General features: G+C 59.5%; 23 protein-coding genes. 9 read left to right on the top strand and 14 right to left on the bottom strand.

The features are described 5' to 3' along the window. Positions 1-48 precede the first annotated feature (48 nt). Both J7447_RS10640 and J7447_RS10635 read right to left on the bottom strand, forming a co-directional pair. Complete coding sequence (locus J7447_RS10640) at positions 49-1,089, bottom strand: PLP-dependent cysteine synthase family protein (RefSeq protein WP_075283785.1); 1,041 nt, start codon at positions 1,087-1,089, stop codon at positions 49-51. Positions 1,090-1,125: 36 nt separating this feature from the next. After that, positions 1,126-1,671, bottom strand: a complete 546-nt coding sequence (locus tag J7447_RS10635; protein WP_023000745.1) for a helix-turn-helix transcriptional regulator — start codon at positions 1,669-1,671, stop codon at positions 1,126-1,128. Positions 1,672-2,036: 365 nt separating this feature from the next. Between J7447_RS10635 and J7447_RS10630 the strand changes: the two genes are divergently transcribed. Further along, on the top strand, positions 2,037-3,566 hold the full coding sequence (locus J7447_RS10630) for an AMP-binding protein (RefSeq protein WP_209169587.1): 1,530 nt from the start codon (positions 2,037-2,039) through the stop codon (positions 3,564-3,566). Then, positions 3,563-4,366: an SDR family NAD(P)-dependent oxidoreductase gene (locus J7447_RS10625; RefSeq protein ID WP_209169586.1), complete on the top strand. Its 804-nt coding sequence runs from the start codon at positions 3,563-3,565 to the stop codon at positions 4,364-4,366. The genes J7447_RS10630 and J7447_RS10625 overlap by 4 nt, the downstream gene beginning before the upstream one ends. A gap of 69 nt (positions 4,367-4,435) precedes the next feature. Here J7447_RS10625 and J7447_RS10620 read toward each other — a convergent pair whose 3' ends face one another. The 4 genes from J7447_RS10620 to J7447_RS10605 all read right to left on the bottom strand — a co-directional run bounded on the left by J7447_RS10620 (position 4,436) and on the right by J7447_RS10605 (position 8,215). Beyond that, positions 4,436-4,915 (bottom strand): YHS domain-containing (seleno)protein, encoded by a 480-nt coding sequence (locus J7447_RS10620; RefSeq protein ID WP_209169585.1) that lies wholly within the window; start codon positions 4,913-4,915, stop codon positions 4,436-4,438. 54 nt (positions 4,916-4,969) lie between these two features. Next, the gene (locus J7447_RS10615) at positions 4,970-5,827 is read right to left on the bottom strand and encodes a cysteine hydrolase (protein ID WP_286189113.1); all 858 of its coding nucleotides are present in this window, start codon (positions 5,825-5,827) and stop codon (positions 4,970-4,972) included. 210 nt (positions 5,828-6,037) lie between these two features. Continuing rightward, positions 6,038-6,913: a HAMP domain-containing sensor histidine kinase gene (locus tag J7447_RS10610; RefSeq protein WP_209169584.1), complete on the bottom strand. Its 876-nt coding sequence runs from the start codon at positions 6,911-6,913 to the stop codon at positions 6,038-6,040. Positions 6,914-7,204: 291 nt separating this feature from the next. After that, the gene (locus J7447_RS10605) at positions 7,205-8,215 is read right to left on the bottom strand and encodes an AraC family transcriptional regulator (RefSeq protein ID WP_209169583.1); all 1,011 of its coding nucleotides are present in this window, start codon (positions 8,213-8,215) and stop codon (positions 7,205-7,207) included. Positions 8,216-8,546: 331 nt separating this feature from the next. On the opposite strand from J7447_RS10605, the gene J7447_RS10600 reads away from it, so the two are divergent. Beyond that, positions 8,547-9,116, top strand: a complete 570-nt coding sequence (locus J7447_RS10600) for a TetR/AcrR family transcriptional regulator (RefSeq protein WP_031269198.1) — start codon at positions 8,547-8,549, stop codon at positions 9,114-9,116. Positions 9,117-9,158: 42 nt separating this feature from the next. Here the strand turns inward: J7447_RS10600 and J7447_RS10595 are convergent, their stop codons facing one another. The 3 genes from J7447_RS10595 to J7447_RS10585 all read right to left on the bottom strand — a co-directional run bounded on the left by J7447_RS10595 (position 9,159) and on the right by J7447_RS10585 (position 12,346). Further along, the gene (locus J7447_RS10595) at positions 9,159-9,644 is read right to left on the bottom strand and encodes a hypothetical protein (protein ID WP_208984206.1); all 486 of its coding nucleotides are present in this window, start codon (positions 9,642-9,644) and stop codon (positions 9,159-9,161) included. Between the two features lie 397 nt (positions 9,645-10,041). Next, positions 10,042-11,130: an alpha/beta hydrolase gene (locus tag J7447_RS10590; RefSeq protein ID WP_209169582.1), complete on the bottom strand. Its 1,089-nt coding sequence runs from the start codon at positions 11,128-11,130 to the stop codon at positions 10,042-10,044. A 16-nt stretch (positions 11,131-11,146) separates the two neighbouring features. After that, the gene (locus J7447_RS10585) at positions 11,147-12,346 is read right to left on the bottom strand and encodes an MFS transporter (protein WP_209169581.1); all 1,200 of its coding nucleotides are present in this window, start codon (positions 12,344-12,346) and stop codon (positions 11,147-11,149) included. Between the two features lie 111 nt (positions 12,347-12,457). Here J7447_RS10585 and J7447_RS10580 point away from each other — a divergent pair, with 111 nt between their 5' ends. Beyond that, the gene (locus J7447_RS10580; RefSeq protein ID WP_209169580.1) at positions 12,458-13,354 is read left to right on the top strand and encodes a LysR family transcriptional regulator; all 897 of its coding nucleotides are present in this window, start codon (positions 12,458-12,460) and stop codon (positions 13,352-13,354) included. 44 nt (positions 13,355-13,398) lie between these two features. Here J7447_RS10580 and J7447_RS10575 read toward each other — a convergent pair whose 3' ends face one another. Next, entirely contained in the window at positions 13,399-14,481 is a 1,083-nt protein-coding gene (locus J7447_RS10575; protein ID WP_209169579.1) for a hypothetical protein, read from the bottom strand. A gap of 235 nt (positions 14,482-14,716) precedes the next feature. Next, positions 14,717-15,199, bottom strand: coding sequence for a hypothetical protein (locus J7447_RS10570; RefSeq protein ID WP_055655204.1), 483 nt, complete (start codon positions 15,197-15,199; stop codon positions 14,717-14,719). A gap of 124 nt (positions 15,200-15,323) precedes the next feature. Between J7447_RS10570 and J7447_RS10565 the strand changes: the two genes are divergently transcribed. Then, positions 15,324-15,794, top strand: a complete 471-nt coding sequence (locus tag J7447_RS10565; RefSeq protein WP_209169578.1) for a hypothetical protein — start codon at positions 15,324-15,326, stop codon at positions 15,792-15,794. On the opposite strand, the gene J7447_RS10560 is transcribed toward J7447_RS10565, so the two are convergent. Next, a complete protein-coding gene (locus J7447_RS10560; protein WP_209169577.1) occupies positions 15,786-16,763 on the bottom strand; it encodes a helix-turn-helix domain-containing protein in 978 nt (325 codons plus the stop codon). The genes J7447_RS10565 and J7447_RS10560 overlap by 9 nt on opposite strands. A 174-nt stretch (positions 16,764-16,937) precedes the next feature. On the opposite strand from J7447_RS10560, the gene J7447_RS10555 reads away from it, so the two are divergent. The 4 genes from J7447_RS10555 (at position 16,938) to gstA (ending at position 20,596) form a co-directional block, all read left to right on the top strand. Then, positions 16,938-18,020: a methyltransferase domain-containing protein gene (locus J7447_RS10555; protein WP_209169576.1), complete on the top strand. Its 1,083-nt coding sequence runs from the start codon at positions 16,938-16,940 to the stop codon at positions 18,018-18,020. 261 nt (positions 18,021-18,281) lie between these two features. Beyond that, positions 18,282-19,502, top strand: coding sequence for an NAD(P)/FAD-dependent oxidoreductase (locus J7447_RS10550; protein WP_209169575.1), 1,221 nt, complete (start codon positions 18,282-18,284; stop codon positions 19,500-19,502). An 87-nt stretch (positions 19,503-19,589) separates the two neighbouring features. Then, a complete protein-coding gene (locus J7447_RS10545; RefSeq protein ID WP_209169574.1) occupies positions 19,590-19,994 on the top strand; it encodes a hypothetical protein in 405 nt (134 codons plus the stop codon). Further along, positions 19,991-20,596 carry a glutathione transferase GstA gene (gstA, locus tag J7447_RS10540; RefSeq protein ID WP_209169573.1) on the top strand — a complete coding sequence of 202 codons (606 nt, stop codon included), beginning with the start codon at positions 19,991-19,993 and terminating at the stop codon, positions 20,594-20,596. Before J7447_RS10545 ends, gstA begins: the two co-directional genes overlap by 4 nt. A gap of 457 nt (positions 20,597-21,053) precedes the next feature. Here the strand turns inward: gstA and J7447_RS10535 are convergent, their stop codons facing one another. Both J7447_RS10535 and J7447_RS10530 read right to left on the bottom strand, forming a co-directional pair. Continuing rightward, the gene (locus J7447_RS10535) at positions 21,054-21,677 is read right to left on the bottom strand and encodes a hypothetical protein (RefSeq protein WP_075283772.1); all 624 of its coding nucleotides are present in this window, start codon (positions 21,675-21,677) and stop codon (positions 21,054-21,056) included. Next, positions 21,674-22,285 (bottom strand): hypothetical protein, encoded by a 612-nt coding sequence (locus tag J7447_RS10530; RefSeq protein ID WP_075283771.1) that lies wholly within the window; start codon positions 22,283-22,285, stop codon positions 21,674-21,676. Before J7447_RS10530 ends, J7447_RS10535 begins: the two co-directional genes overlap by 4 nt. Positions 22,286-22,310 lie beyond the last annotated feature (25 nt).

Raw genomic sequence — 22,310 nt, 5'->3', positions numbered from 1 at the left:
TGAACGACATTCCTTTGGCCTGCCTTCTTGCTCAGCCCTGCTCCTAGTCTAGACCCAGCGTGCCAGTTCCTCTTCGTAGGGTGAGATATCGCCGAACTTCGCCGTGACCCAGTCCGGATTGTAGTAGGTATCGAGATAGCGCTGACCGCTGTCGCACATCAGCGTGACGATCGAGCCTGTCTCGCCTTTGTCGATCATCCGGCCGGCGATTTGCAGCGCACCCCACAGATTTGTGCCGGTGGAAGCGCCCGCCTTGCGGCCGATCAGTTTCTCCAGCCACAGGATCGTTGCAATGCTTGCGGCATCGGGCACCTTGATCATGTCGTCGATGACGTCCGGCAGAAACGAGTGTTCCACCTTTGGCCGGCCAATGCCTTCGATCCGGCTTGAGCAGTTTTCGGTGAGAGCGTGGTTCCCGGTACGGTAGGCATCATAGAAGACCGAGTTTTCCGGATCGACCACGGTCAGGCCGGTGTCGTAGCCCCGGTAGCGGATAAACCGGCCAAGCGTTGCGGACGTGCCACCCGTGCCGGCGCTCATCACCAGCATCTTCGGCACAGGATGTGGCTCGAATTCCATCTGGTTGAAGATGCTTTCGGCAATGTTGTTGTTCCCGCGCCAGTCGGTTGCCCGCTCCGCATAGGTGAACTGGTCCATGAAATGTCCGCCGAGCTGTTCGGCAAGGTCCACCGCCGCGCCGTGCATCTCGGGCGCTGATCCGACGAAATGCGGTTCACCGCCGTAGAGCCGGATTTGCTCGATCTTGCTGTGGGCGGTGCTTTGCGGCACCACGGCAATGAATGGAACGCCGATCATTTGCGCAAAGTAGGCTTCCGAAACGGCCGTGCTGCCCGACGAGGCTTCGATCACCGGTGTGCCTTCGCGGATCCTGCCGTTGCACAGCGCATAAAGAAACAGCGACCGGGCGAGACGGTGCTTCAGGCTGCCGGTCGGGTGGGTGCTTTCATCCTTCAGATAGATATCGACACCGGCGCAACTGAGGCCATGCAGCTTGAACAGATGCGTGTCGGCGGACCGATGTGCATCCGCGTTAATCCTGGCGACAGCATCCCGCACCCATTTGTCCATCGCAGTTCTCCCGGCAGTTGTTGCCCAAGAGTGGCGCTAAAGCGGAATGCCCGCAATATGGGCGATGAGTTCCAGGCTGTTGCGGGCGCTGAATTTCTTCATCAGCCGGGCCCGGTGGACCTCGACCGTGCGCGGTGACAGCCCGAGCAGGCGGGCGATTTCCTTGGTTGTATTTCCTTCGGCCAGCAGTTTGGCCACCTGGCGTTCACGCAGGCTCATTTCAGCCAGTGGCCGGTCTTCGGAAATGTCGGCAAAGCTCCAGACCGCCCGTGCGAACGGGGCTTCAAGGTTGAGAGACTGGCCACGCACGCGGCACCAGAACAGATCTCCGGATTTGCGGCGCATGATGCGTTCGTCCCGGTAGCGACCACTGCCTTTCATCCGTTCCAGTCCGATCTTGCCGATGCGGAGAAACTCTTCCGAAGAGGGATAAAGGACAGACAGCGAGGCCCCGGAAAGTTCCTCCGGCTCAAAGCCGAACATATCGGCAAGACGGGCATTGCAGCGTCGGATCTGCCGCTCTTCCGTCAAGGCCAGGCCGACGGGCGCATTGTCGAAAGCAAGCGCTGCGAAGTCGTCCATGGGCTCCCCGTTACGTGTTTTGACGGAATTTTCGCTCTAAGGGTCTGAAGAGTATCAGATAGCTGTCCCGCACGGCCGTTTTTCTGGAAATCACATCTGGTCCGGAAGAACCAGCGAGCCGAAGGGACGAGGGAGGTGCCGGGAGGAGACTGGCTGGGGTGTGTCCGGAGGAGGGCATGCCCGGTCGGTCATTCTTGTCCTGAGGAGCGAGCCTTGCTCGCGTCTCGAAGGATGGGCTGCTTGTCCGCAATATGCCGCCCGTCCTGCGAGACAGCGCTCGGCGCTTCCTCAGGAAGAGAAAAGCGGGATGGCGGACCAACGCGGTCGCACTGCACCAAACGGCGTATCGGGGGGAGAAAAACAGGATGAATCCGGCAGAATGGTTATACCGGAGCGCGGCGAGAAACCCGCAGAGCCCGGCGCTGCTGCAGGGGACCGAGCGCAAGGCAAACTATCTGGAGTTTGCTCGTAGTGCCGGGGCCATAAGCGCTGCGCTTGCCGGCTACGGCATCGGCAAGGGAGACAGGGTCGCACTGTTTGCCGCAAATTCCACGCGCTATCTGGAAGCGCTTTACGGCATCTGGTGGCGTGGCGGCGCAGCCGTACCGATAAACGCCAAGCTGCACGAAAAGGAAGCCGCCTGGATGGTGGAAAATTCCGGTGCAGAATTTGTCTTCGCCGACAAAAAGACCGCCGAACTTCTGGCGCCGCATCTGCCGGAGGGCGTGGGTCTTGTCTCGCTCGACAGTCCTGAATTCGGCGCCATGTGCCAGGCAGCACCGCACACCACGCCGGAACCTCTGGATCCTGCAGATCTTGCCTGGCTTTTCTATACCTCCGGCACCACCGGCAGGCCCAAGGGCGTGATGCTGACTTGCGGCAATCTTGCTTCGATGGCGCTGAGCTACTTTGTCGATGTCGATGACGTCAAGCCGCAGGATGCGATCCTCTATGCCGCGCCGATGAGCCATGGTGCCGGGCTCTACAATTTCATGCACGTGATGAAAGGGGCGCGTCACGTGGTACCGGTCAGCGGCGGGTTTGACGCTGCCGAAATCCTGCAGATCGCGCCTGTGATCGGCTCCATCTCCATGTTTGCCGCGCCCACCATGGTCCGCCGCCTGGTGGATGTCGCCAAGGCTTCGGGGGGCACTGGCCGGGGGTTGCGGACCATCGTCTATGCCGGCGGGCCTATGTACGAGGCGGACATTCTGGAAGCGGTTGAAGTGATGGGCGCACGGTTCGTGCAGATCTACGGTCAGGGCGAATGCCCGATGGGCATCACCGCACTGCCGCGCGCCGAAGTTTGTGACCGCAGCCATCCACGTTGGCGCGAGAGGCTGAATTCCGTCGGCACGGCCCAGTCCGTCGTGCGGGTTGCGATCGTCGACGGTGATGGCCGGGAGCTGCCCCACGGCGAAGTCGGGGAAATTGCCGTGCGCGGAGATACGGTGATGAAGGGCTACTGGCGAAACGAGGAGGCAACAGCCCAGACCATCCGTGATGGCTGGCTGTGGACCGGAGACGTTGGTCGCATGGATGAGGACGGCTACGTCACGCTGCAGGATCGGTCCAAGGACGTCATCATTTCCGGTGGCTCCAATATCTACCCGCGCGAAGTCGAAGAGGTGCTGCTGACACACCCGGCTGTGCACGAGGTGGCAGTCGTTGGCCGGCAGGACCAGGAGTGGGGAGAGATCGTTGTCGCCTTTGTTGCCTGTCACCCGGGCCAGAGCGTGAGCGAGGCTGAGCTCGACAAGCTCTGTCTGGACCGGATCGCCCGGTTCAAGCGGCCGAAACACTATCATTTCCCGGCTGCCCTGCCGAAAAACAACTACGGCAAGATCCTGAAAACGGACCTGAGACAACAGCTCGAAGCGGAGGAAACGGCATGACAGATCTCACCGGAAAAACAGCTCTCGTCACAGGGTCCGTTCAGGGGATCGGCCTGGCGATTGCCAAGGCACTGGCGGGGGCAGGGGCACGCGTTGCCGTCCACGGTCTGGCGAACCCGGAAGAGGCGCAAGCGGCTGTGGCAGAGATCAAGGCTGCCGGGGCACCGGACGCCCGGTTCTTTGGCGCTGACATGCGCGACGTGGCGGCTGTCGAGACGATGATGGCGGACGTTGCCGCCTGGGGCGGCCCGGATATCCTGGTCAACAATGCGGGTATCCAGAAGACTGTCAGCTTTGCCGAGGCGGATGCTGCCACATGGGATGCCATCATCGGCGTCAATCTGTCAGGCGTCTACCATACGATGCGTCTTGCCCTGCCGGCGATGGCCGAACGCGGCTTTGGCCGTGTCATCAACATTGCCTCGGTGCACGGGCTGGTCGCCTCGGTCAACAAGGCGCCTTACGTGGCTTCGAAATTCGGCGTCGTCGGCATGAGCAAGGTGGCCGCGCTGGAATATGCGGCAAGCGGTTCCAGAGCCTCGGGTGGGGTGACGGTCAATTGTATCGCGCCCGGCTGGACGGAAACCGCAATCATCGAGCCGCAGGTGGCAGCCCGCGCCGCCCTTCATGGCGGCGATCGCGACAAGGGCGTTGCAGATCTTCTGGCGGAAAAACAGCCTTCCCACCGCACGTCCGACCCGTCTGAAATCGGTGCGCTGGCGCTTTGGCTGTGCAGCCCGGTGGCGCACAACGTGACGGGCGTGACAATCCCCGTCGATGGCGGCTGGACAGCTCAGTAGGGCTGTCGACCACCAAAACGGCAGACGAGCCCCCGGTCGGGGCTCGTCCCTGTTTGGCTTCATGGGTGATCAGAGATCGCCAATGGCTGTCTCGCGGATTTCCGGCCACTTGGCGTAAGCGCCGGCGAGAACCTCGTCCTTCTGCTCCAGGTACTTGTCGAAGATGACAGCGTTGACGAAGAGATAGAGCTTGCCGTCGACGATATCGGCAAAGCGGACGTCGCCATCGAGTTTCTTGCCGACATAGATGCCGAAGGCGCAAAAGCCGCCGAACTGCGGCAGGAAGCTTTCCGGAGCAGCGTCGAACTGCTCCTTGGTTTCGGCCGTGGCGAAATAATAGTCGACACCATCATGGCTTGAGGTGTGGACCGCATCGCCAAGGCCCGGGGTTGTGCCTGCGAACATGGAAACAGGGTCGATGCCATGCATACCGAGCGGATTGCCGTTGAGAGTGAGGCCGTTGGCAACGTTGTATTCGTCCGCAGCAAGGGCGGCGGTGGACAGAACAAGGGCTGCGGCCAGGGCCGGAAGGGCGAATTTGAGTTTCATTGGTTTGATCCAGTCTTGGGTTGGGTTAGTCGGTTTTAAGGAGAGAGCTGGCGGTCAGGCGGAACGGGCGATGCGTTCGACTGTGTCGTCGGTCCACCAGACGCCGTTGGCGACCATGCGGAAATTGATGATGGCGGCGAGGTAGCCGTCGCCCTCGGGCACCTTGGCGCCTGCGGTCGCATCGCGAACCACGGCCACTTCGAAGCCGAGTTCCAGAAGCTCGTAGAGATGGGCCTGCGTGCACAGGTTTGCGGACATGCCGGCCAGGATCACCTTGTCGATCCCGCGCTTGCGCAGCTGTAGGTTCAGATCGTTCTGCGCCGGGCTGTAGACCTTGTGCGGTGAGCAGATGACGGTTTCGCCGTCCTCGATGTATTTCTTGTACTGCGGCATCCAGTCGGCGCCGGACCCTTCGAAATTCTCCAGGGAGAGCGGGCCCGGGCGATCGAACATGCCGATGGAATGCATGGTCTTTTCCAAGGTGCCTTCGAACTGCCACTTGTGGTCGTGCGGATAATAGTAGTGGGGTGAGATGAACACCGGCATCGCGGCAGCCTTGGCCGCCTTGAACAGGCGTTCGATGTTGTCGACGGTGCCTTGCTCGGTGACGCTTTCGCCAACGACACCCCAGGTGACGCCGTCTTCGGACAGGAAGTCGATCTGCGGATCGGTGACGACAAGCGCGGTGCGGCCGGCTTCGATTTCCATGTCGATCTGCGGCAGGCCCGGTTTTTCCGGATCGGCATAGAGCGCACGGGCTTCTTCTGTTGCGGCGGTGGCGGAACCGGTGGCCATGGCGACGGCACCCACGGTTGCCGCACCGGCTGCCCCGGCAAGCAGGCGGCGGCGGGCGTGATCAACCGTTTCCGGTGTTACGCAGCAGGCGCAGGTCTTGTCATGTTCGTTGTCCATATGAAGTCTCCATTGCTTGTGTTGGACAGGGTTTGGGATGGGCAGCGCATCAACTTGAAACGCTGTCAGGTTCGCGGCCGATCACCGGGTGCCTGAAGGCACGGCTCTCCTGTTCCCGGCGCAGGGCCGGGTTGGCGTCGGAATTGGCCGCGCTCCATGGGGGCGGCACCGGCATGCCGGTGCCAGAAAGCTGAGGTTAGAAAGCTGAGGTCAGATAGTTGCGCGGTCCGGTGCCTTGCTGGCACGTTCGGGAACCTTCCGGCGGACTGAAGCCGGTTTCGCATCATTTGCCGGTAAGGCCGGCAGGCGCACGGTCAGAACCGCGCCTCTATTGCTGCTTCCGCCTCCGTTCTGAGCCGCAATCTTGCCGCCGTGGCGTTCGGCGATCAGCCGGGCGATCCAGAGGCCAAGTCCCGAGGACGGCCCAGGCCGGGCGGCCTTTGCCGAAAGCTGGGTGAAGGGACGGAAGGCCCGGGCAAGATCGGCAGCGGTGAAGCCCTGACCCTGGTCGCTGATACGTACGGAGATATTACCGTCATCTTCCCGGGAGATAGCGCAAAGAACGGTGCCGTCGTCCGGACTGTGGCGCACTGCGTTGCCGATGAGATTGTCGAAGGCTTCGAACAAAAGCTCCGCATCGCCTGAGATCAGACAGGGGGATAGGGACACGATTTCCAGACTGACCGCATGGCGGCGAGCCAGCGGTTGGTTGACGGCGACCGCCAGCGCCAGAACCTCGGCCAGATCAACTGGCCGCATCACACAGGAGAGCGGATCCCGTCCCTCCTTGCCGCGCTTGACCAGGGCGCTGAGACTGCCGGTCAGGTGCTGGAGGATACGGTCGGCCTTTGCGGCGTTATCCGCAATGGCGGGCTGACCTTCCCAGGTTGCGCATTGGGCAATGTGCTCGATCAACAGCGAGAGGTTGGCAAGGGGACCGCGCAGGTCGTGGGCGACGATGGAAAGCGTCCGGCCATACGCGTTGCTGTCGGTCAGGTTGTCCGAATGCGTCAACGCTGCCGGAAACGTCGAAGGTACATGGTCATGCCTGGCCGGACTGCGGGCCGTGATCTGTTCGATAATCATGTGGCGCTCCTTGTCTCAAAAGCCCTGGAGCGCTGCGGGAAAGTGCCCGGTGATGACCGCTCCGTCGTTCGGTGACTTTTGAATACGCGAGGAGTGCCTTCTTGGTATCGGCCGGGTCTGCCACTGTTTTGGCCCTATCTGCCAAGCCTGTTCTGACCTGCCAGAAGGCAGCAAAACAGGTTGAGCCCGGCCATGTTTGGCCGGGCTCTTCCGGGATTTGCGAATGTTTCGGGTTTTGCCAGATCTGGCCGCGACCGTTGCCGTGAGCCAGTGCGTCGGGCGGGTGTGTTCTCAGACGGTCGCGCTGTGTTGCCGGAATTGCGCCGGTGGCTGGCCGACCCAGCGCTTGAACGCACGGGTGAAGGTGCTCTGTTCGGAGAAGCCGGTCAGAAAGGCAATTTCGGCAATGGAACAGCTGCTGCCTGCCAGCAGCTCCCGGGCCAGCTTCGTCTGTGCCTCGCGCAGCATGTCGCGGTAGGTCAGCCCTTCTTCCGCCAGGCGGCGATAGAGGGTGCGCTCGCTCATGCCGAGATCACGCGCGACGGCTGCCGCGGAAGGTACGCCGCTGCTGAGCGTTTTCGTCAGGCGGTTCAGAAGATCGCGCGTCAACGCGCTGCCGGCTGGCAGGGCGTCGATTTCCGTCTCCAGATGATCGGTCAGGAAAGTGCAGACGCCTTGATCTCCAAGCCGGTTTGGCAGGTCCAGCATCGGCTGGGTCATTATAATTGCGTCTTGCGCTTCACCGAAGCGGACCGGACAGCCGAAAAACGCCGCGTAGCGCTCTGCATCGCCCCGGCAGGGATGGCGAAAGGTGATGGCCTCAATTTTCAGGCGCGGACCGACTTGAGACGCCAGATTATGAGCAAAACCTGCAAGGGCGCATTCGTTGCGAAGATGCAGGATCGGTTGAGGGGAGGTCTGCCCTGCAATGGAGAAGACGGCAAGTGGCCCGTCTTCCTCCAGGCAATATACTGCGGTGTCGGTCACCAGCCGGAAGTAGCGCTCGATCAATTGCAGTGTGGTGCGAAGAGTGGGCGCGGTTTTGATGGCAAGGCCCAGAACGCCGAGATCGTCCGGTTTGATATTCTGCGCATAGGCAAATACCAGACCTGTTTCATCCGGATACCAGCTGCGTATCCAGTCGAGCAGCTCGAAGTGGGCTGTGTCCGGTATGCGGCCGTCCTCGGTGCGCACCTTATGGCGCACGGTTCCATCTGCTGCGACCAGCTTGCCGTCGCTGGTCATGGTCAGTCCTGCGGTAGCGGCCATGGTGTGCGCAAAGGAGGCAATGACACTCGCCATCGTCAGACCCCTCTTGCTGCACGGTACGTCGGGAAAGGGGCTTGACCTTGCGCCAGTTCAGAGCGCGCACCGGATACAGACCCGCTGGCAAGAGCCACGTAGTTCCAGTGAGACCGGTTCCCGGAACAAATGCCGGTGTCTGCATGAATGTGAACCGCGATCTGACTTCCGGACATGACTACCGCCTTCCTGATCGAAAACGTGACGTTAAGGAATTTATACAGACAGGTCTGTCTATATGTCAATAAGCCGTGATAACCTCGTGTGAGGATGGACGAGAAGGGGGCGAACAGGATAGTAGAGTAGACAAACCTGTCTGTATATGGAGATGATGGTGCAATCACGCCGAGACGAGCTCGTGGATACAGCGCTCAGGCTGTTCTACACCCGCGGGTTCAATGCGACCGGAATAGACAAGATCCTCGCCGAGGCGGGGGTGGCCAAGATGACGCTTTACAAGCACTTCCGCTCGAAGGAGGAGCTTATTCTGGCCGCGCTCAACCGCCGGGACGAGCAGTTCCGCAACTGGCTGATGGGCGAAATGGAAAAAGCCTCGCCACGGCCGCGAGAGCGGCTTCTGGCCATGTTCGACGCGCTGGAGGACTGGTTCAACGGCCGTGCCTTCAAGGGGCTCGGCTTCAACGGCTGCGCCTTCATCAACGCGGCGAGCGAATTCGGCGACCACCAGCACCCGATCCACCGCACGGCGGCCGAGCACAAACAGCGGATCGTCGATTACCTTGAGCCTCTGTGTCGTCAGGCCGGCGCCGAAGACCCGGCAGCCCTTGCCGAACAGCTTGCCCTTTTGAAGGAAGGCGCCATCGCCACCGCACAGGTGCGCGGCATGCCGGCTGCCTCCAGAACCGCAAGGGCCATCGCCGAAACGCTGATCCCAGCCTGAGGAAGCGTTTGGCGGGACAGACCGGTCGAGTTTCTGGCGGTATCAGATGCGGAAAGCGATGCCGGTCTGCTGTTCGGCCAGCTTGCCGAAATGCAGTTTCAACAGCTTGTGGTCATCCTCGGTCGACGTCTGGAAACTGCGCCGCTCGGTGTCCTTGACGATCAGGAAGGCAGCGGCCCAGATGCCGATCAGAAAACCGGTGTCGTCGCGCAGCTCCAGCCGGTGGCCGATCAGGTCACTGCCATCCAGCCCGACCGCATCCTTGCTGCCACAAACCTCCAGGCAAATCAGGCCGTTCTCGTAGAACCGCCAGGAGATCTTGTGCAGGACACAGTCCTTGATAGTCTGGTCCGACGTCCAGACGAACTCCTTCCAGGTGACCGGTTCCTTTTCCGGGCCGATTTCACCGGTGTTGTGGATGTCGGACGCCATCTGCCGGTGCGTGGAAAAATCGAGTGTTGCGGAAGGTCGGGACAGCGGAATCCAGGCCGTGCCCGTTTCCCCCGTCACGGCCTTCTGTAATGCCACAAACCGCTCCCTGGCCTCATCACCGACACCAAGTTTCCCCAAAAGAGGCTTTGCAAAAACCGAAGCAAGCTGAATCACGACCGCCTCCCGTGGTGGGCGTTACCGGATCATCCCGTTTAGAGGATGAAGGGTAGGGTACAGGGGCGGCAAGGGTATGACGAGGGGCGATGCTGAAAAGACTCGGGAGCGGGTTGCCTGCTTGCGGGTTCAGCCATGGCGTAGCTGACATTTGTCGGTGCTGGAGGCAGCGGCAATACCAGCCCGGAGTTGACCTGCAAGTCCTGAGCAAAAAAGGACCTGTTAGAGCTTGAAAATCTGAACCAGCGATGATGATGAATGTCAGCACAAGGCACAGATCTGCCCCGCCCGGATATTCCGTGGCGAGGCAGACCCTCTATCAGGCGAGTGCCTGTTCAAAAAAGGTCTCGATCCGGTCAAAGGGAATTACATCCACCTTGTCGTAGAGATCCGTGTGGTTAGCTCCAGGAACGATCAGCAGCTCCTTCGGTTCGGCTGCTGCTTCATAGGCGGTTTCGCTGAAATAGCGCGAATGGGCATTCTCGCCGTGGATGAACAGGACCGGACGCGGCGCGATCTCTGCGATATAGCTGAGGATCGGCATGTTCATGAAGGACAGCGGCGTCGTGATTGTCCAGGAGTTACCGGAATTGACCGCACGTTCATGGTAGCCGCGCGATGTCATGTAATAGTCGTGGTAATCGACCATGAACTGCGCCTCGCCACCATGTAGCTCGTTGTATGCCGGCTGCATTGTCGGGACACCGTTTTCAGCATCTTCCCAACGCTGGCGGCTCAATTGTTCCAGCGTTGCCGCACGCTGTTCAGCGGTCACGCTGTCATTGTAGCCCTTGGACATGACACGGGTCATGTCATACATGGTGCTGGCCACGACTGCCTTGACACGCTTGTCAGCCGCGACGGCATTCAGAGCCATGCCGCCCCAGCCGCAGATGCCGATAACACCGATCCGCTCGCGGTCCACTGAACCATGCAGGCCAAGGTAATCGACCGCTGCCATGAAATCTTCGGTATTGATGTCGGGCGAGGCGACGTTGCGCGGTTCGCCGCCGCTCTCACCGGTGTAAGAAGGATCGAAGGCCAAGGTTACGAAGCCACGCTCGGCCATGGTCTGAGCGTAGAGGCCTGAGGACTGCTCCTTGACGGCGCCAAACGGGCCGCTGATGGCCAGGGCTGGCAGGCCGCTCTTTGCACGGTCCTTGGGTAAATAGAGATCACCGGTCAGGGTGATGCCGTATCGGTTGGTAAAGCGAACCTTTTCATGATCGACACGGTCGCTTTGCGGGAAGGTCTTGTCCCAAACTTCTGTCATGGTCTGTGCCCTTGCTATTGAAATGTTGATTGCTGAAGCCATGCCGATGGCGGCGACACCCGCGCCAGTCATCTTCAGCATGGCACGACGACCGAGCGTCGTGCCGGTGGTCAGTTCATTGGATTTGTCGGTCATTTTTTCTCCGGTTGGTTCATTGCTTTTCCGATTGGGGCTTGAGCAGGAGATGACCGTTGCCAATCACGGCGACGGCAGCGACGGACAGGATGACGCTGCCGGCGAAGGTTGCGGTGATCGACCAGCTGTCCAGCAACGCCCCACCGACGACTGCGCCCAGCAGGATCGAGGCCTGGATCGAGGCTACCATCAGGCTGCCGCCCTCTTCCGGGGCGTCATCGACGTTCTGCGCCATCCAGGTCATGAAGATGACAGACATGGCGGTGTTCATCGCGCCCCAGACGAAGAGCAGAATTCCGGTCAGAAGTGACGAGCCTCCCGTGAACAGGAGGCCAAATGTAACTGTACCCATGATAAGTGCCGGGTACTTCAATTGCCGCGCCACGTTACCCGCGATGAAACGACCCGCCGCCCAGGTTCCCACAAAGCCCGCGCCCCCCAGCAACAGAAGAAGGATCGACAAAGCGGTCACATCGACCCGCGTTACCTGTTCCAGGTACGGGCGCAGGTAGGTGAACATGGTGAAGGCTGCGCCCCAGGACAGCATCGCCGCTAAGATGCCGCGTAGGAAATAGCGGCGGCGCAACACCGCGACCAGGGCTCCAAAACTCCGACTGCGGCGCGCAGGCAATGAAGGAAGCGCTACCAGTTGCCAGATCAGGTTGATTGCGACGGCGGGTGTCAGCGACCAGAAGACGTTACGCCAGCCGATGAAATCTCCCAGGTAGCTGCCAAGCGGGGCTGCGAAGGCCGCGGCGATTGCCTGTCCTCCATACATCAGCGAAAGTGCACGCGGAACGTCTGCTTCGGGAACCAGCCGCATGACGACAGCAGTTGCCAGGGCCCAGAAACCACCGATGCAGATACCCAAAAGGGCGCGGGCGAACATCAGCGCAGCAAAGCTCTGTGCCATGGCAACCATCACCAGCGATATCAACATCAGCCCGGTCAATGCGACCATCACCCATTTGCGGTTCAAGCGGCCCGCGGTGGTCGTGATCAGCAAACTCGCACCAACGGCGAATAATCCGCTAATCGAAATCGCCTGACCCGTCTGGCCTTCACTCGAGCCCAGTCCTTCCGCCATCAGCGTCAGGAGGCTGACCGGCATGAATTCCGACGCGATCAGCATGGCGACACAAAGCGCCATGGACAGGACCGCACCCCAGGCTGCAAGAGGCTGGCTTTGGGACGTGGTGACACTCGCATCGCTCAATTTAGGTTCTCCGGTCTCTTGTATTGCCGGGAAGATAGAGACGAACGGTCTATGTGATTAGCTGTCACAAGCGGCATGGACTAATCGATCAGGTCGATTAATGATGCCGCCATGTCAAAAACCGATTTCAATGATCTGATGTGGTTCCGCATCGTTGCGGAAGAGCGGAGCTTTACCAACGCCGCCGCAAGGATTGGCGTGGCGCAATCGACATTGAGCCACACCATCAAGCGGTTGGAGACCAACCTGGGTCTGCGCCTCTTGAACCGCACGACGCGCAATGTAGCGACCACACCCGCCGGCGAACGTCTGCTGGCAACCGTCGCGCCGCGACTGGAAGAGATCGAGGACGAAGTTGCAGCACTGCTGGCCTTGCGTGAAAAGCCGTCCGGATCAATCCGGCTGACGCTTTCTGATCACGCGTTTCAAACGGTCGTCTGGCCAAAGCTGAAGCCGTTCCTTCACCGCCATCCCGACATCAGGATCGAGTTCAGTCTGGATAGTGGTTTTCGCAATATCGTGGAGGACGGTTTTGATGCTGGAGTGCGCTTGGGCGAAAGTGTGGAGAGAGACATGATTGCCGCGCGCATCGGCCCTGACTGGCGCATGGTCGCCGTGGCTTCTCCCGCTTATCTGGCGTCGCGGAAAAGCCCGGAACATCCGCGTGATCTGCTCGATCATGACTGCATCAACATGCGGCACGAAACACGTGGCGGACTTTATGCCTGGGAGTTCGAGAAGGAGGGGCAGGAAGTGAATGTTCGTGTTGACGGCCAACTCACCTTCAACAATTCCTACGCCATGATGGACGCCGTGCTAAATGGCTTGGGGGTCGCCTTTGTTCCGAACAGTCTTGCAGATCCACACGTTGAGTCTGGTGATCTGAGATTGCTTCTCGACGACTGGTCTCCGTATTTCGACGGTTACTTTCTCTACTACCCGACCCGGCGACAGAACCTTCCCGTCTTCAAACTGGTTCTAGATGCACTTCGGCATCGATTGCCGTGACCTTCAGAACGATCCAGGTGAAAATCTTGCGGCGGTATGTCTTGCTAGTCGTTTCTCAAAGCGCCGACACGATCCACGATATCTGCGCATTCGGCACGGCTCTGAGGTCCGCAGGTGGCGTTCAGCCGCGCGATCACGTTGGCAACTGCCGACGGAAAGGCGATGTTTGTGTCCTCCACGATGTATTCAAACAGCTCTTTGTACTGCCTTGCATTGTTCACGCTGTAGAAAAAGGCGCGGGGCAGATAGGTTCGCAATTCGTCCTGTAGTTCCTTGTTGTCCTTGAACTGGTCAGGCAACTGGACAGGGTCCAGCGGAAAGTCCTGGGGTTGCTCGCCTTCCTGAATGTCGAAATAGAGAAAGGCGTTCTTGACGTAGCGCGGCAGTGGTTGACCGGCGATCGGGTTGCGTTTGCGGCAGGTAACGGTCTGCGCCAACCCGCCAAATTTGTAGAAGTCCGGATTTGTCCATTCGGAATCGCGATAGGCAAAGACAGTGAAGTCAAGCGCCACGGGACCCTCATCGGACTCGGTACCGACCCCGAGCTCGGAATTCAGCCGTCCGACGTAGTGCGTACCTTCCGCGTTCAACTCGACCTTGCCGACATCAAACAGCTCCAGCGCTTTCAACGACCAGTTCAGGCTGTTGACCTCCCAGGTCAGAGGCAGAGTATCGTATTGATCTTTTGGCACCTTGATCAGCGGTTGAACCGGGCGTGTCAGCCCGCAGCCGGTTGAAATCTCTGAAGCATATCCGTCGTGAACCTTCAGGCGCGGGTGCACTCTGTCCTTGACGCGTGTGGAATATCCCCGCGCTTCATTCTGATCAAAAGCGTCCAGAGTGTGTATGATCCGCAGTTCCGATTGCGGGTTGTACAGAACAAGCCTTTCATCGTCTTCTTCTTCAATCTTGAAGGAATAGCCAATGCCGACTTCAGCCTCCAGCGTACAGGCAAGATCCCGGCATCCCGTATAGGATTGATGCGTGACCACATCTGTCGTGTCGCGGTTTCCAAAGTCGTTTGCCGATATGTCGCGGGCCAGAACCGCTACGGGGATCCCGTAGTGTGTCGTACCCTCAAGGTACTCCGATCGTCCCGGTACCGTGCTTCTTTCAAGATTGAACATGATCGTCATTCCGGGCAGGAAAGTCGCAAGTCTGTTTGCCTCCTTTTCCGCGCCCGAATAACTCTTGCTGCCTCTGAGCTCGTTGTCGCCAATTTTGGACAGCGCGAATGTGCCGCCAACGACCCAGCGTGCTCCTTCGGGGATATCGCCGGTCGGGTCCTGAGCGCATGCGACAGAAATTGAGCAGATAAAAAGCAAGCTGTGAAACATACATTTCATGATCAGGCATCCTTTCTTATCTGAAGTTCTGCGCCATCTCGTGCAGCGATGCTCCAAAGGTGGCTGCGAAGCCGTCTATGTTCTGCTGGGTCACTTGCGACGGTGTTGAGTACATCAGTTCTGCCTGGTCTTGCAGCTCGACCAATTTCGGGAACCCGGAAGTCGGGTAGATCGCCTTTAGTTCCAGGAAAATCGTATTCAACTCCGTCAGGAAGGTCGCGATATCGCTTTTGCATGTATTCGTCGAAAGGGTGCTAACGCTTCGCGTACAATCAAGGGCCAGAAAAGCGTCTGAAAACCGCGTGGTCAGCTTGGATAAATGGCTGTTCCTGAAGGTGTTCAGCGCATCGCGTTTCGACGCGACTTCGATTTGGTTGTCGACCCTGGCGATCAGGAATTGCGCGAAAAAAACTATCACAAGGCCGGAGAGCACCGCTCTGAAGGTGATCTCCACCAGGCTTTGATTGAGCGACTCTTTTTTTCCCGACCAGAACGACACGCCTTACCTCACCAGTTCGAGAAAGCCTTGAACGTGCCGAACCTTTGAAACGGACAAGGCTCCAGACCAGCTGTACTAACAGCGCTGATATCTCGGGTTGCAGGCTTCAACCGGAACCGTAGACATGGTCGTGAAGGCGATCGTCGCGGTAAAGAGTACTGCAAAAAACGTGTGCATATTCCACGTCATCTCGAACTCCATATTTAAAAACGATATAAATCTTATATCTACAACTTATTCGATAACTTCCGTAACGTCAATATTTGATGATTTGTCAAACAAAGCGGCTAGCCTTGACGGTCAGCAAGACGGCGGCCCGGATGGCAATCAGGAATCTGGTGTCGTCGCGCAGCTTCAGCTGGTGGCCGAACGGCTAGCTGTCGTTCAACCCCTCCGCCTGCCTGCTGCCGCAGGCCGCCTGACAACCGGTTCCCAGGCCAGACAGACCGTTGGTGTTCTTCGCAGCGAAAGACTGCTTTGCCTATTTTCGCCACGTGCTGCGATGCGCATGAACGGCAGTTGCCTGGAACAGCAGAGACGGCGATGCAAACCTGGTGGCCCAGCTCGTAAGGGATGGGGACCAAACTCAGGATGAAACCGGAACCAACGTTTGCCATTTCTTTCGATAAGCAGACGCCGAGGTTCCGACGCGCTTTCGGAATGCCGATCGGAAACTCGAGGGTTCGGTGTATCCGATCTCGGCTGAAATTTCTTCGATCGACATCGCCGTCGTCTCCAGCAGCTGTTTGGCTTCCTCGACACGCAAAGTCTGCACATAGTCGGCTGGCGCCTGTCCGGTCGCCTTCCTGAAGCGGCGCAGAAACCCGCGCTCGGTCATTTGGGCCATTACCGCCATGGCGGTTACGGGACTTGATCTGTGGTAATTTCGTGCGGCCCAGACCTGCGCCTCTGCAATCAGCTGGTCATCATGTTGTCGCCCGGAGGCAAGGGATGCGTATGTCAGTTGGCCCTGGTCATGTGGATCGATCAAATAGATCTTCGCGATCCTGCGGGCTTCTTCTGTTCCGGCGAACCGTCCGATCAGATACAACATGAGATCAGCCCACGCCGAGGCACCACCGGCGGTGACCACCTGGTGACCGTCCCCTGCCGCGACGAGAATGCGTTCACGGCAAACCTTCACCTTCGGGAAGTTTCGTCCAAGCATATCCGCATAGCCCCAATGCGTCGTCGCTTCCTTGCCGTCCAACAATCCTGCTGCACCCAGAAGGATCGAGCCAGAGCAGACGGAGGTGACAATCGCGCCGCGTGCGTAGGCTTCACTGAGCCAGTCCGCGACCGGGTTAAACTCTTCCGGCAGGTGGCCATTTGGGTCGAGGTGCAAATCGGACACGATAATCAAGTCGGGTTCCGGCGCTTCGGTCAGCATCCCGTCAGGTGTGATCTTGCGCCCGTTCACGTCCCAATAAGGTGCGCCATCGAGGGTTCTGAGGCTGACCTGAAACACCGGCGATTGCGCAGGCAAGCCGTGCAACATTTCCCAATCGCGGCCCACGGAGGCCAGCACGTCAAGGATCGAGAACAGCACGGACGTTCCGGTCAAGCGTGTTCCTATAACGGTCGTGTTCAAGCTCATATTGCACAAAACCCCTCAACTTTAGTCTGATTATCACCGTTTCATTCTTTTTCGCTTCTAACGCGCTTGGCGAATTTGGTCCATCTCCATGGTCAGGACAGCGGCAGATCGTGCTGCACATTACCACTTCAGGAGCATCGGATGACCTACCAGAACCCAAATCTTGCATTCAACGAAGCGAAAGCCGAAGCCTTCGCCGAACGCTTTGTCGGTACGCTGAACGAAGCGGCACTCGCGATCATGACCTCTCTCGGGCACCGCGCAGGACTGTTCGATGCGCTTGGTGCCAACCCCGGCCTCAATTCGCAGATGCTTTCGCAGAAGGCCGTTGTCAACGAACGCTACCTGCGTGAATGGCTCGGCGTGATGGTGACGGCGGGTGTCGTCGACTATGACCCGCGGGCGAGAAGCTACACGTTGCCTCCGGAGCATGCCGCGTTTCTGACCCGTAGCGCCAGCCCGGACAACATGGCCGTCACGACCCAGTTCATCAGCATCGCGGCGTCCATCGAAAACGAACTACTGGAGCGGTTCCGCAGTGGCGAGGGCCTTTGTTACCACCATTTTGATCGCTTTCACGAGGTGATGGCCGAGGACAGTGCGCAGTTGGTCGTCGCCAACCTTGTGAGCGCTATCCTGCCGGTGGTCCCGGGCCTGATCCAACGGTTGGAGGACGGCATCGACGTGGCCGATTTCGGCTGCGGCCGAGGTCTGGCGATGATGGCGCTGGCGAGCGTTTATCCAAACAGTCGCTTTCACGGTTTCGATCTTTGCGAGGACGCTTTCGCAGAGACGGCCGCTGAAGCCAGAACCAAGGGTCTGGAGAACCTGCACTTCGAAGCGCGTGATCTGTCGGCCGCAATCGAGTTGGGCCGGTTCGATCTGGTGACCGCCTTCGATGCGGTTCACGACCAGGCGGATCCCAAGGCGTTTCTGCGGCTCGTGCGGCAGTCAATGCGGCCGGGCGGCGTCTTCCTGATGCAGGATATCGGTGGGTCGCGCGATCTTGAAAAGAACATAGCAAATCCCTTCGCGCCGCTCTTGTACACGATCTCGAGCATGCACTGCACACCCGTCTCCATCGGCCAGGGTGGTCCGGGGTTGGGGGCGATGTGGGGAGTGGAGACGGCCGAAGAGTACCTTGCCGAAACCGGCTTCGCATCGGTCGAAACCCACCGGCTGCCGCACGATCCCATCAACGCGTATTTCATAGCCCGGATCTGACCGGGCACCGACAAGGACACATGACATGACGATGATATTGCCGTTCGTCGACGGGGTGCACAGGACTGTCTCAAGTCGCGTGAAGAGCTTTTGGCAACGGATCAGAGAAGCGCGCGAACAACGACGCTTTCGCCGGAATTTCGGAGACCTCTCGCGGCTTTCGGACCATCTCCTGCAGGATTTGGGTCTCGAACAATACGCACATCTGCGTGACCCTGAATTTCCTCAGCATTTGCTGAGAAGACACCGAAAGGACTGATCATGAAGTCCCAACAATACAGCAACACGCTTGTCATCGGAGCAGGACTTTCGGGTCTTGCCGTGGCACGCTCTCTTTCCGATTGTGGCCTGCCGGTCACCGTGCTGGAAGCACGGGACCGGGTTGCTGAACCCTGGCGGGCGCGGCATCCGGCGCTTCGGCTCAACATACACCGCAAGTTTGCCAGCCTGCCCGGCCAGAAGGCGCCCAAGACCGATGGCGTCTTTCTGAAGCGTGACACCGTAGTGGAATTTCTTGAAGCCTATGAAGCGGGACTGGACAAACATGTCCGATACAGTGGCAAGGTAACCAGTGTCGCCCGTACGCCAGACGGGTGGCACGTCTCCACCGCGACCGGTGACTATCAGGCAGACAATCTGGTAATCGCGACGGGCCGCGAAAACATTGCGCACATTCCGGACTGGCCGGGGCGCGACCAGTTTTCGGGCGAGTTGCTGCACACGGCGAACCTCGGTGATGTGTCCCGCTTCGATGGGAAGTGCGTTCTGGTCGTTGGCGCCGGGAATTCGGGCACGGATGCGCTCAACCATCTCGCGCGGCACGGTCCGGCAGAGGTCATCGTGTCTGTCCGATATGGGCCTGCAGTCGTACCGCAGCGCATCTTCGGGTTTCCGCTGCACCGACTGGCCCGGGTTTTCGCGGCCCTTCCGGCCTGGGTCCTGGATCCGGCCTTTCGGCTGACCGAGCGGGTTTTTCTTGGCAATCTTCGCCGATACGGGCTGTCCACCCATCCAGAAGGGGGCGGAACCCGGCTTTTGCGGGACGGTGTCACCTTTGCGATCGATGACGGATTTGTGGCCGCCTTGAAGGCCGGGCGGTTCCGGGTGGTTCCCGGTGTTGACCGCTTCGAGGGGGACAACGTCATCCTCACGGATGGTTCAAGCTGCGCACCCGACGTTGTCATCGCGGCAACGGGCTATCGCACGGGGCTGGAACCGCTGCTGGGACATCTCGGCGTGCTCGACACCAATGGAGTGCCGCACTACCCGATGGGCGAGCGTGATCCGGAAAATTCCGGTCTCTGGTTCACCGGGTTCAAGCCGATTTTCACTGGTTACTTTGATGCCGCCGGGATCGCAGCCAACAGGATTGCCGCCGGGATCGCCGCTGATACGACGCGTGGCGTGCCTTCTGACGACCACGGAGCGCGGAAGGTTCATGCCGACAATGGACGGTCCGTCCCTGCAAATGCAACCGCTTGATGTAGCTGCCCGGGGCCGGTGCAAGCCCGGCATGTCGGTAACCCGGGCTGCCTCGGGTGCAACACGTTTCGAACAGGAACCAAGAGAATGAAATTCGTCAAAATCTGCTCACGCGCAAACGGCGGCTCCCATTTTTCGGATGAGTTCTGGACGCTTTCGGAGGGTGATTTCACGCCGCCTTCGCCAAAGGGCTACAGTGTCACCGAAACCATGGATGCAACCGGCGTTCTCATGATGCATCACCCCCCCGGTTACAAGGACGAATGGCATTGCGCGCCTGTACCTGTTCTTGGAACCGTTCTCGGTGGCTTGGTCCGCATTGAAACGAGCGATGGAGACACGCGGCTGCTTTCACCCGGCGATCAGTTCCTGGCTGCTGACCTGCATGGCTTGGGACACAGGATGGAGGAAGCGAACGGCCAGGCTTATGACGTTGCGCTGGTCCTGCTGGATGGCATTCCTGACATGGGAGCTGGGGGGCAATCGGAATGAAACTCTATTTCATGCCGGGAGCCTGCTCGCTGGCACCGCATATCGCTCTGCGTGAGGCCGGTCTGGAATTTCGATTGATAAAAGTCGATTACAAATCACGACGGACTGAAGAAGGGGACGACTTTCGCCTGATCAATCCCAAAGGGTACGTTCCGGCACTCGAACTGAAGGAGCGCCAACTTCTGACCGAAGTCCCCGTGATCCTGCAATATATCGACATGATCCGTCCCGAGGCGCACCTGTTGCCGGACGCTGCACTGGAGCGCCTGAGAGCCCTGGAATGGCTGAATTACATTGCAACCGAGGTTCACAAAAGCTTCAGCCCGCTGTTTCGCCCGAAGACGCCGGAGGCATTTCTGTCCCCAGGCCGCGCGCACTTGTCGCTGCGGCTGAATGTGATTGAGCGACATCTCCAAAAGCACAGATACCTGACGGGCCCAGCCTTTTCGCTGTCCGACGCCTATCTGTTTACGGTTTGCCGTTGGCTTGAAGATCAGAAGCTTTCGATTGCGGATTGGCCAGCCTTGCAACGACATTCCGATGACGTTGCAGGGCGGCAGGCTGTCCGCGATGCCCTGGCGCGCGAAGGTTTGGCAGACTAGGGCTGGCCATATCCGCTGACGAGACAGGGTGGTGCGGAACGGGTGCTTACCCTGTGACGAGGTGAGAGCTCCACGCACGGCCCGTGCCGGCAGCGAACGCACCGCCAGTTGGCAGTGCGTCGCCGGCCAGAGCGGCGTGGGACACAAGAGCCATCGTCAGAGCGTCAGGAAAAGAGAGGCGGTCTAAGCGCAGGATCTGCGTGTGGGGGGGACGAGAATGGTCTTTTCCAGCTGCGACTTGGGTATTGCCGGAAACCAATTTCTCTGCCGCCACTCCTCGGTATGTTCCTGATGTACTTCGTCGACACAGGTGAGTGCCGCTCAACATATTCGTAAATACCGGGGATCGACTGGCTGGTTCCACCTACCAATTCTGAACAATCATGACGAATTCTGACAATGCCGCTTCACTTGAAGCGCATCGGGAACGCAGCGGAACGGGCTGCGCGCAGGAGGCCTATGTCGTTTTCGCAAGCTCTGCGGTAGTCCCTTTCAGATACGGCAGGAACCCGTCCAGAAACCGGGTTGTCGCCGGCATGAAGTGGCTGCCGTGATGGTACATCGGGTCGAGGGACGTGATCAGCAGGCGGCCGGGGGTGGAAACCGTGTCCTCGTAAAAGATCGAGCCGAGATCTCCGACATCGACCAGCGACTGCGCCCCGTCTGGCACCTGGAAATAACCATGATAGTGCCACGTGACGTCGGCCAGGGAGAGCTGGTTGAAGAGGGGATGGTCGGGCGTTGCCAACTTCAGGCCGATCTCGCCGCCTTCCTTCCACCACCAGAAATTGGTCGGTGTGTCCGTCCAGTTCACATTGGGCAACCAGTCCGGATGGCCGGTGGAGCCCATGGCGACAACGGTCTTGCCGCTTGCCAGAAAGTCGGCGATCTGTTCGCGCCGGGGGCGCAGCACCGAAGGGTCGGTGCGGCAGGAAACAAGCAGGGTGTCGACGCCGGACAGATCTGCTTCCGGCAGGTCGCGCGTGTAGATGATCTCGTCGAAATAGTCGCGGTAGCGTGGCTCGTAAATGGTGCGATGATGGTAGTAGGTGCCGGCGTCGAGCACTGCGAGCGTGGTCATTGCTGGGGTCCTTTTCCGCTGGCCCAGGCGCAGAGCTGCGGGGCAATGCGCGCCGTTGTGTCGCTGGAGCCGACGTACATCCAAAGATCATTACCGGCATGCATGAAGATGCGGCCGCCGGACGGGCGCTCATAGACCCAGTCGCAGGGCAGGCGGTCCGGACCGACACCGTGGAGGCTAACAGCACCTTCCGGCGGCGGGTTGAAACCGCGGGCGTAGAAGCCGGCAACGCCCCGTCGATAGGTCAATTCCTCGGTTGAAACGCCTTCGAACACCGGGTGGTCGGTCAACCGGTGGATTTGCAGGTCTTCCAGCGAGAAGCGGTTCAGGGGAACGAAAGGCTGGAATTCGGGCAGCATTGGCCAGGCAACATGGCCGTTGAATACCAGCGTGCCGCCAGCATCCAGAAACTGTTCGATCTTCGCTGTCAGGCTGCCGAAAAATCGCTGGTCGAGATGGGCCGGCAGGCAGAGTGCGGGATAGCGCGACAGGTCGGCGGTTTCGAGGTCGTAATGGCCGATCACGTCGATGTCGGGCACATAATCGCCAACATCGGGCAGGTCGTTGCCAGCGCCCTTGATCGGTTTCAGAAAAAGGCAGGATGCCATTCGGGTCTCCCGGAAAGGCCCGGAC

The sequence above is a fragment of the Labrenzia sp. R5_0 genome, assembly GCF_017743835.1.
Lineage (GTDB): Bacteria > Pseudomonadota > Alphaproteobacteria > Rhizobiales > Stappiaceae > Roseibium > Roseibium algicola.
This window is presented reverse-complemented; position numbering and strand designations above follow the sequence as displayed.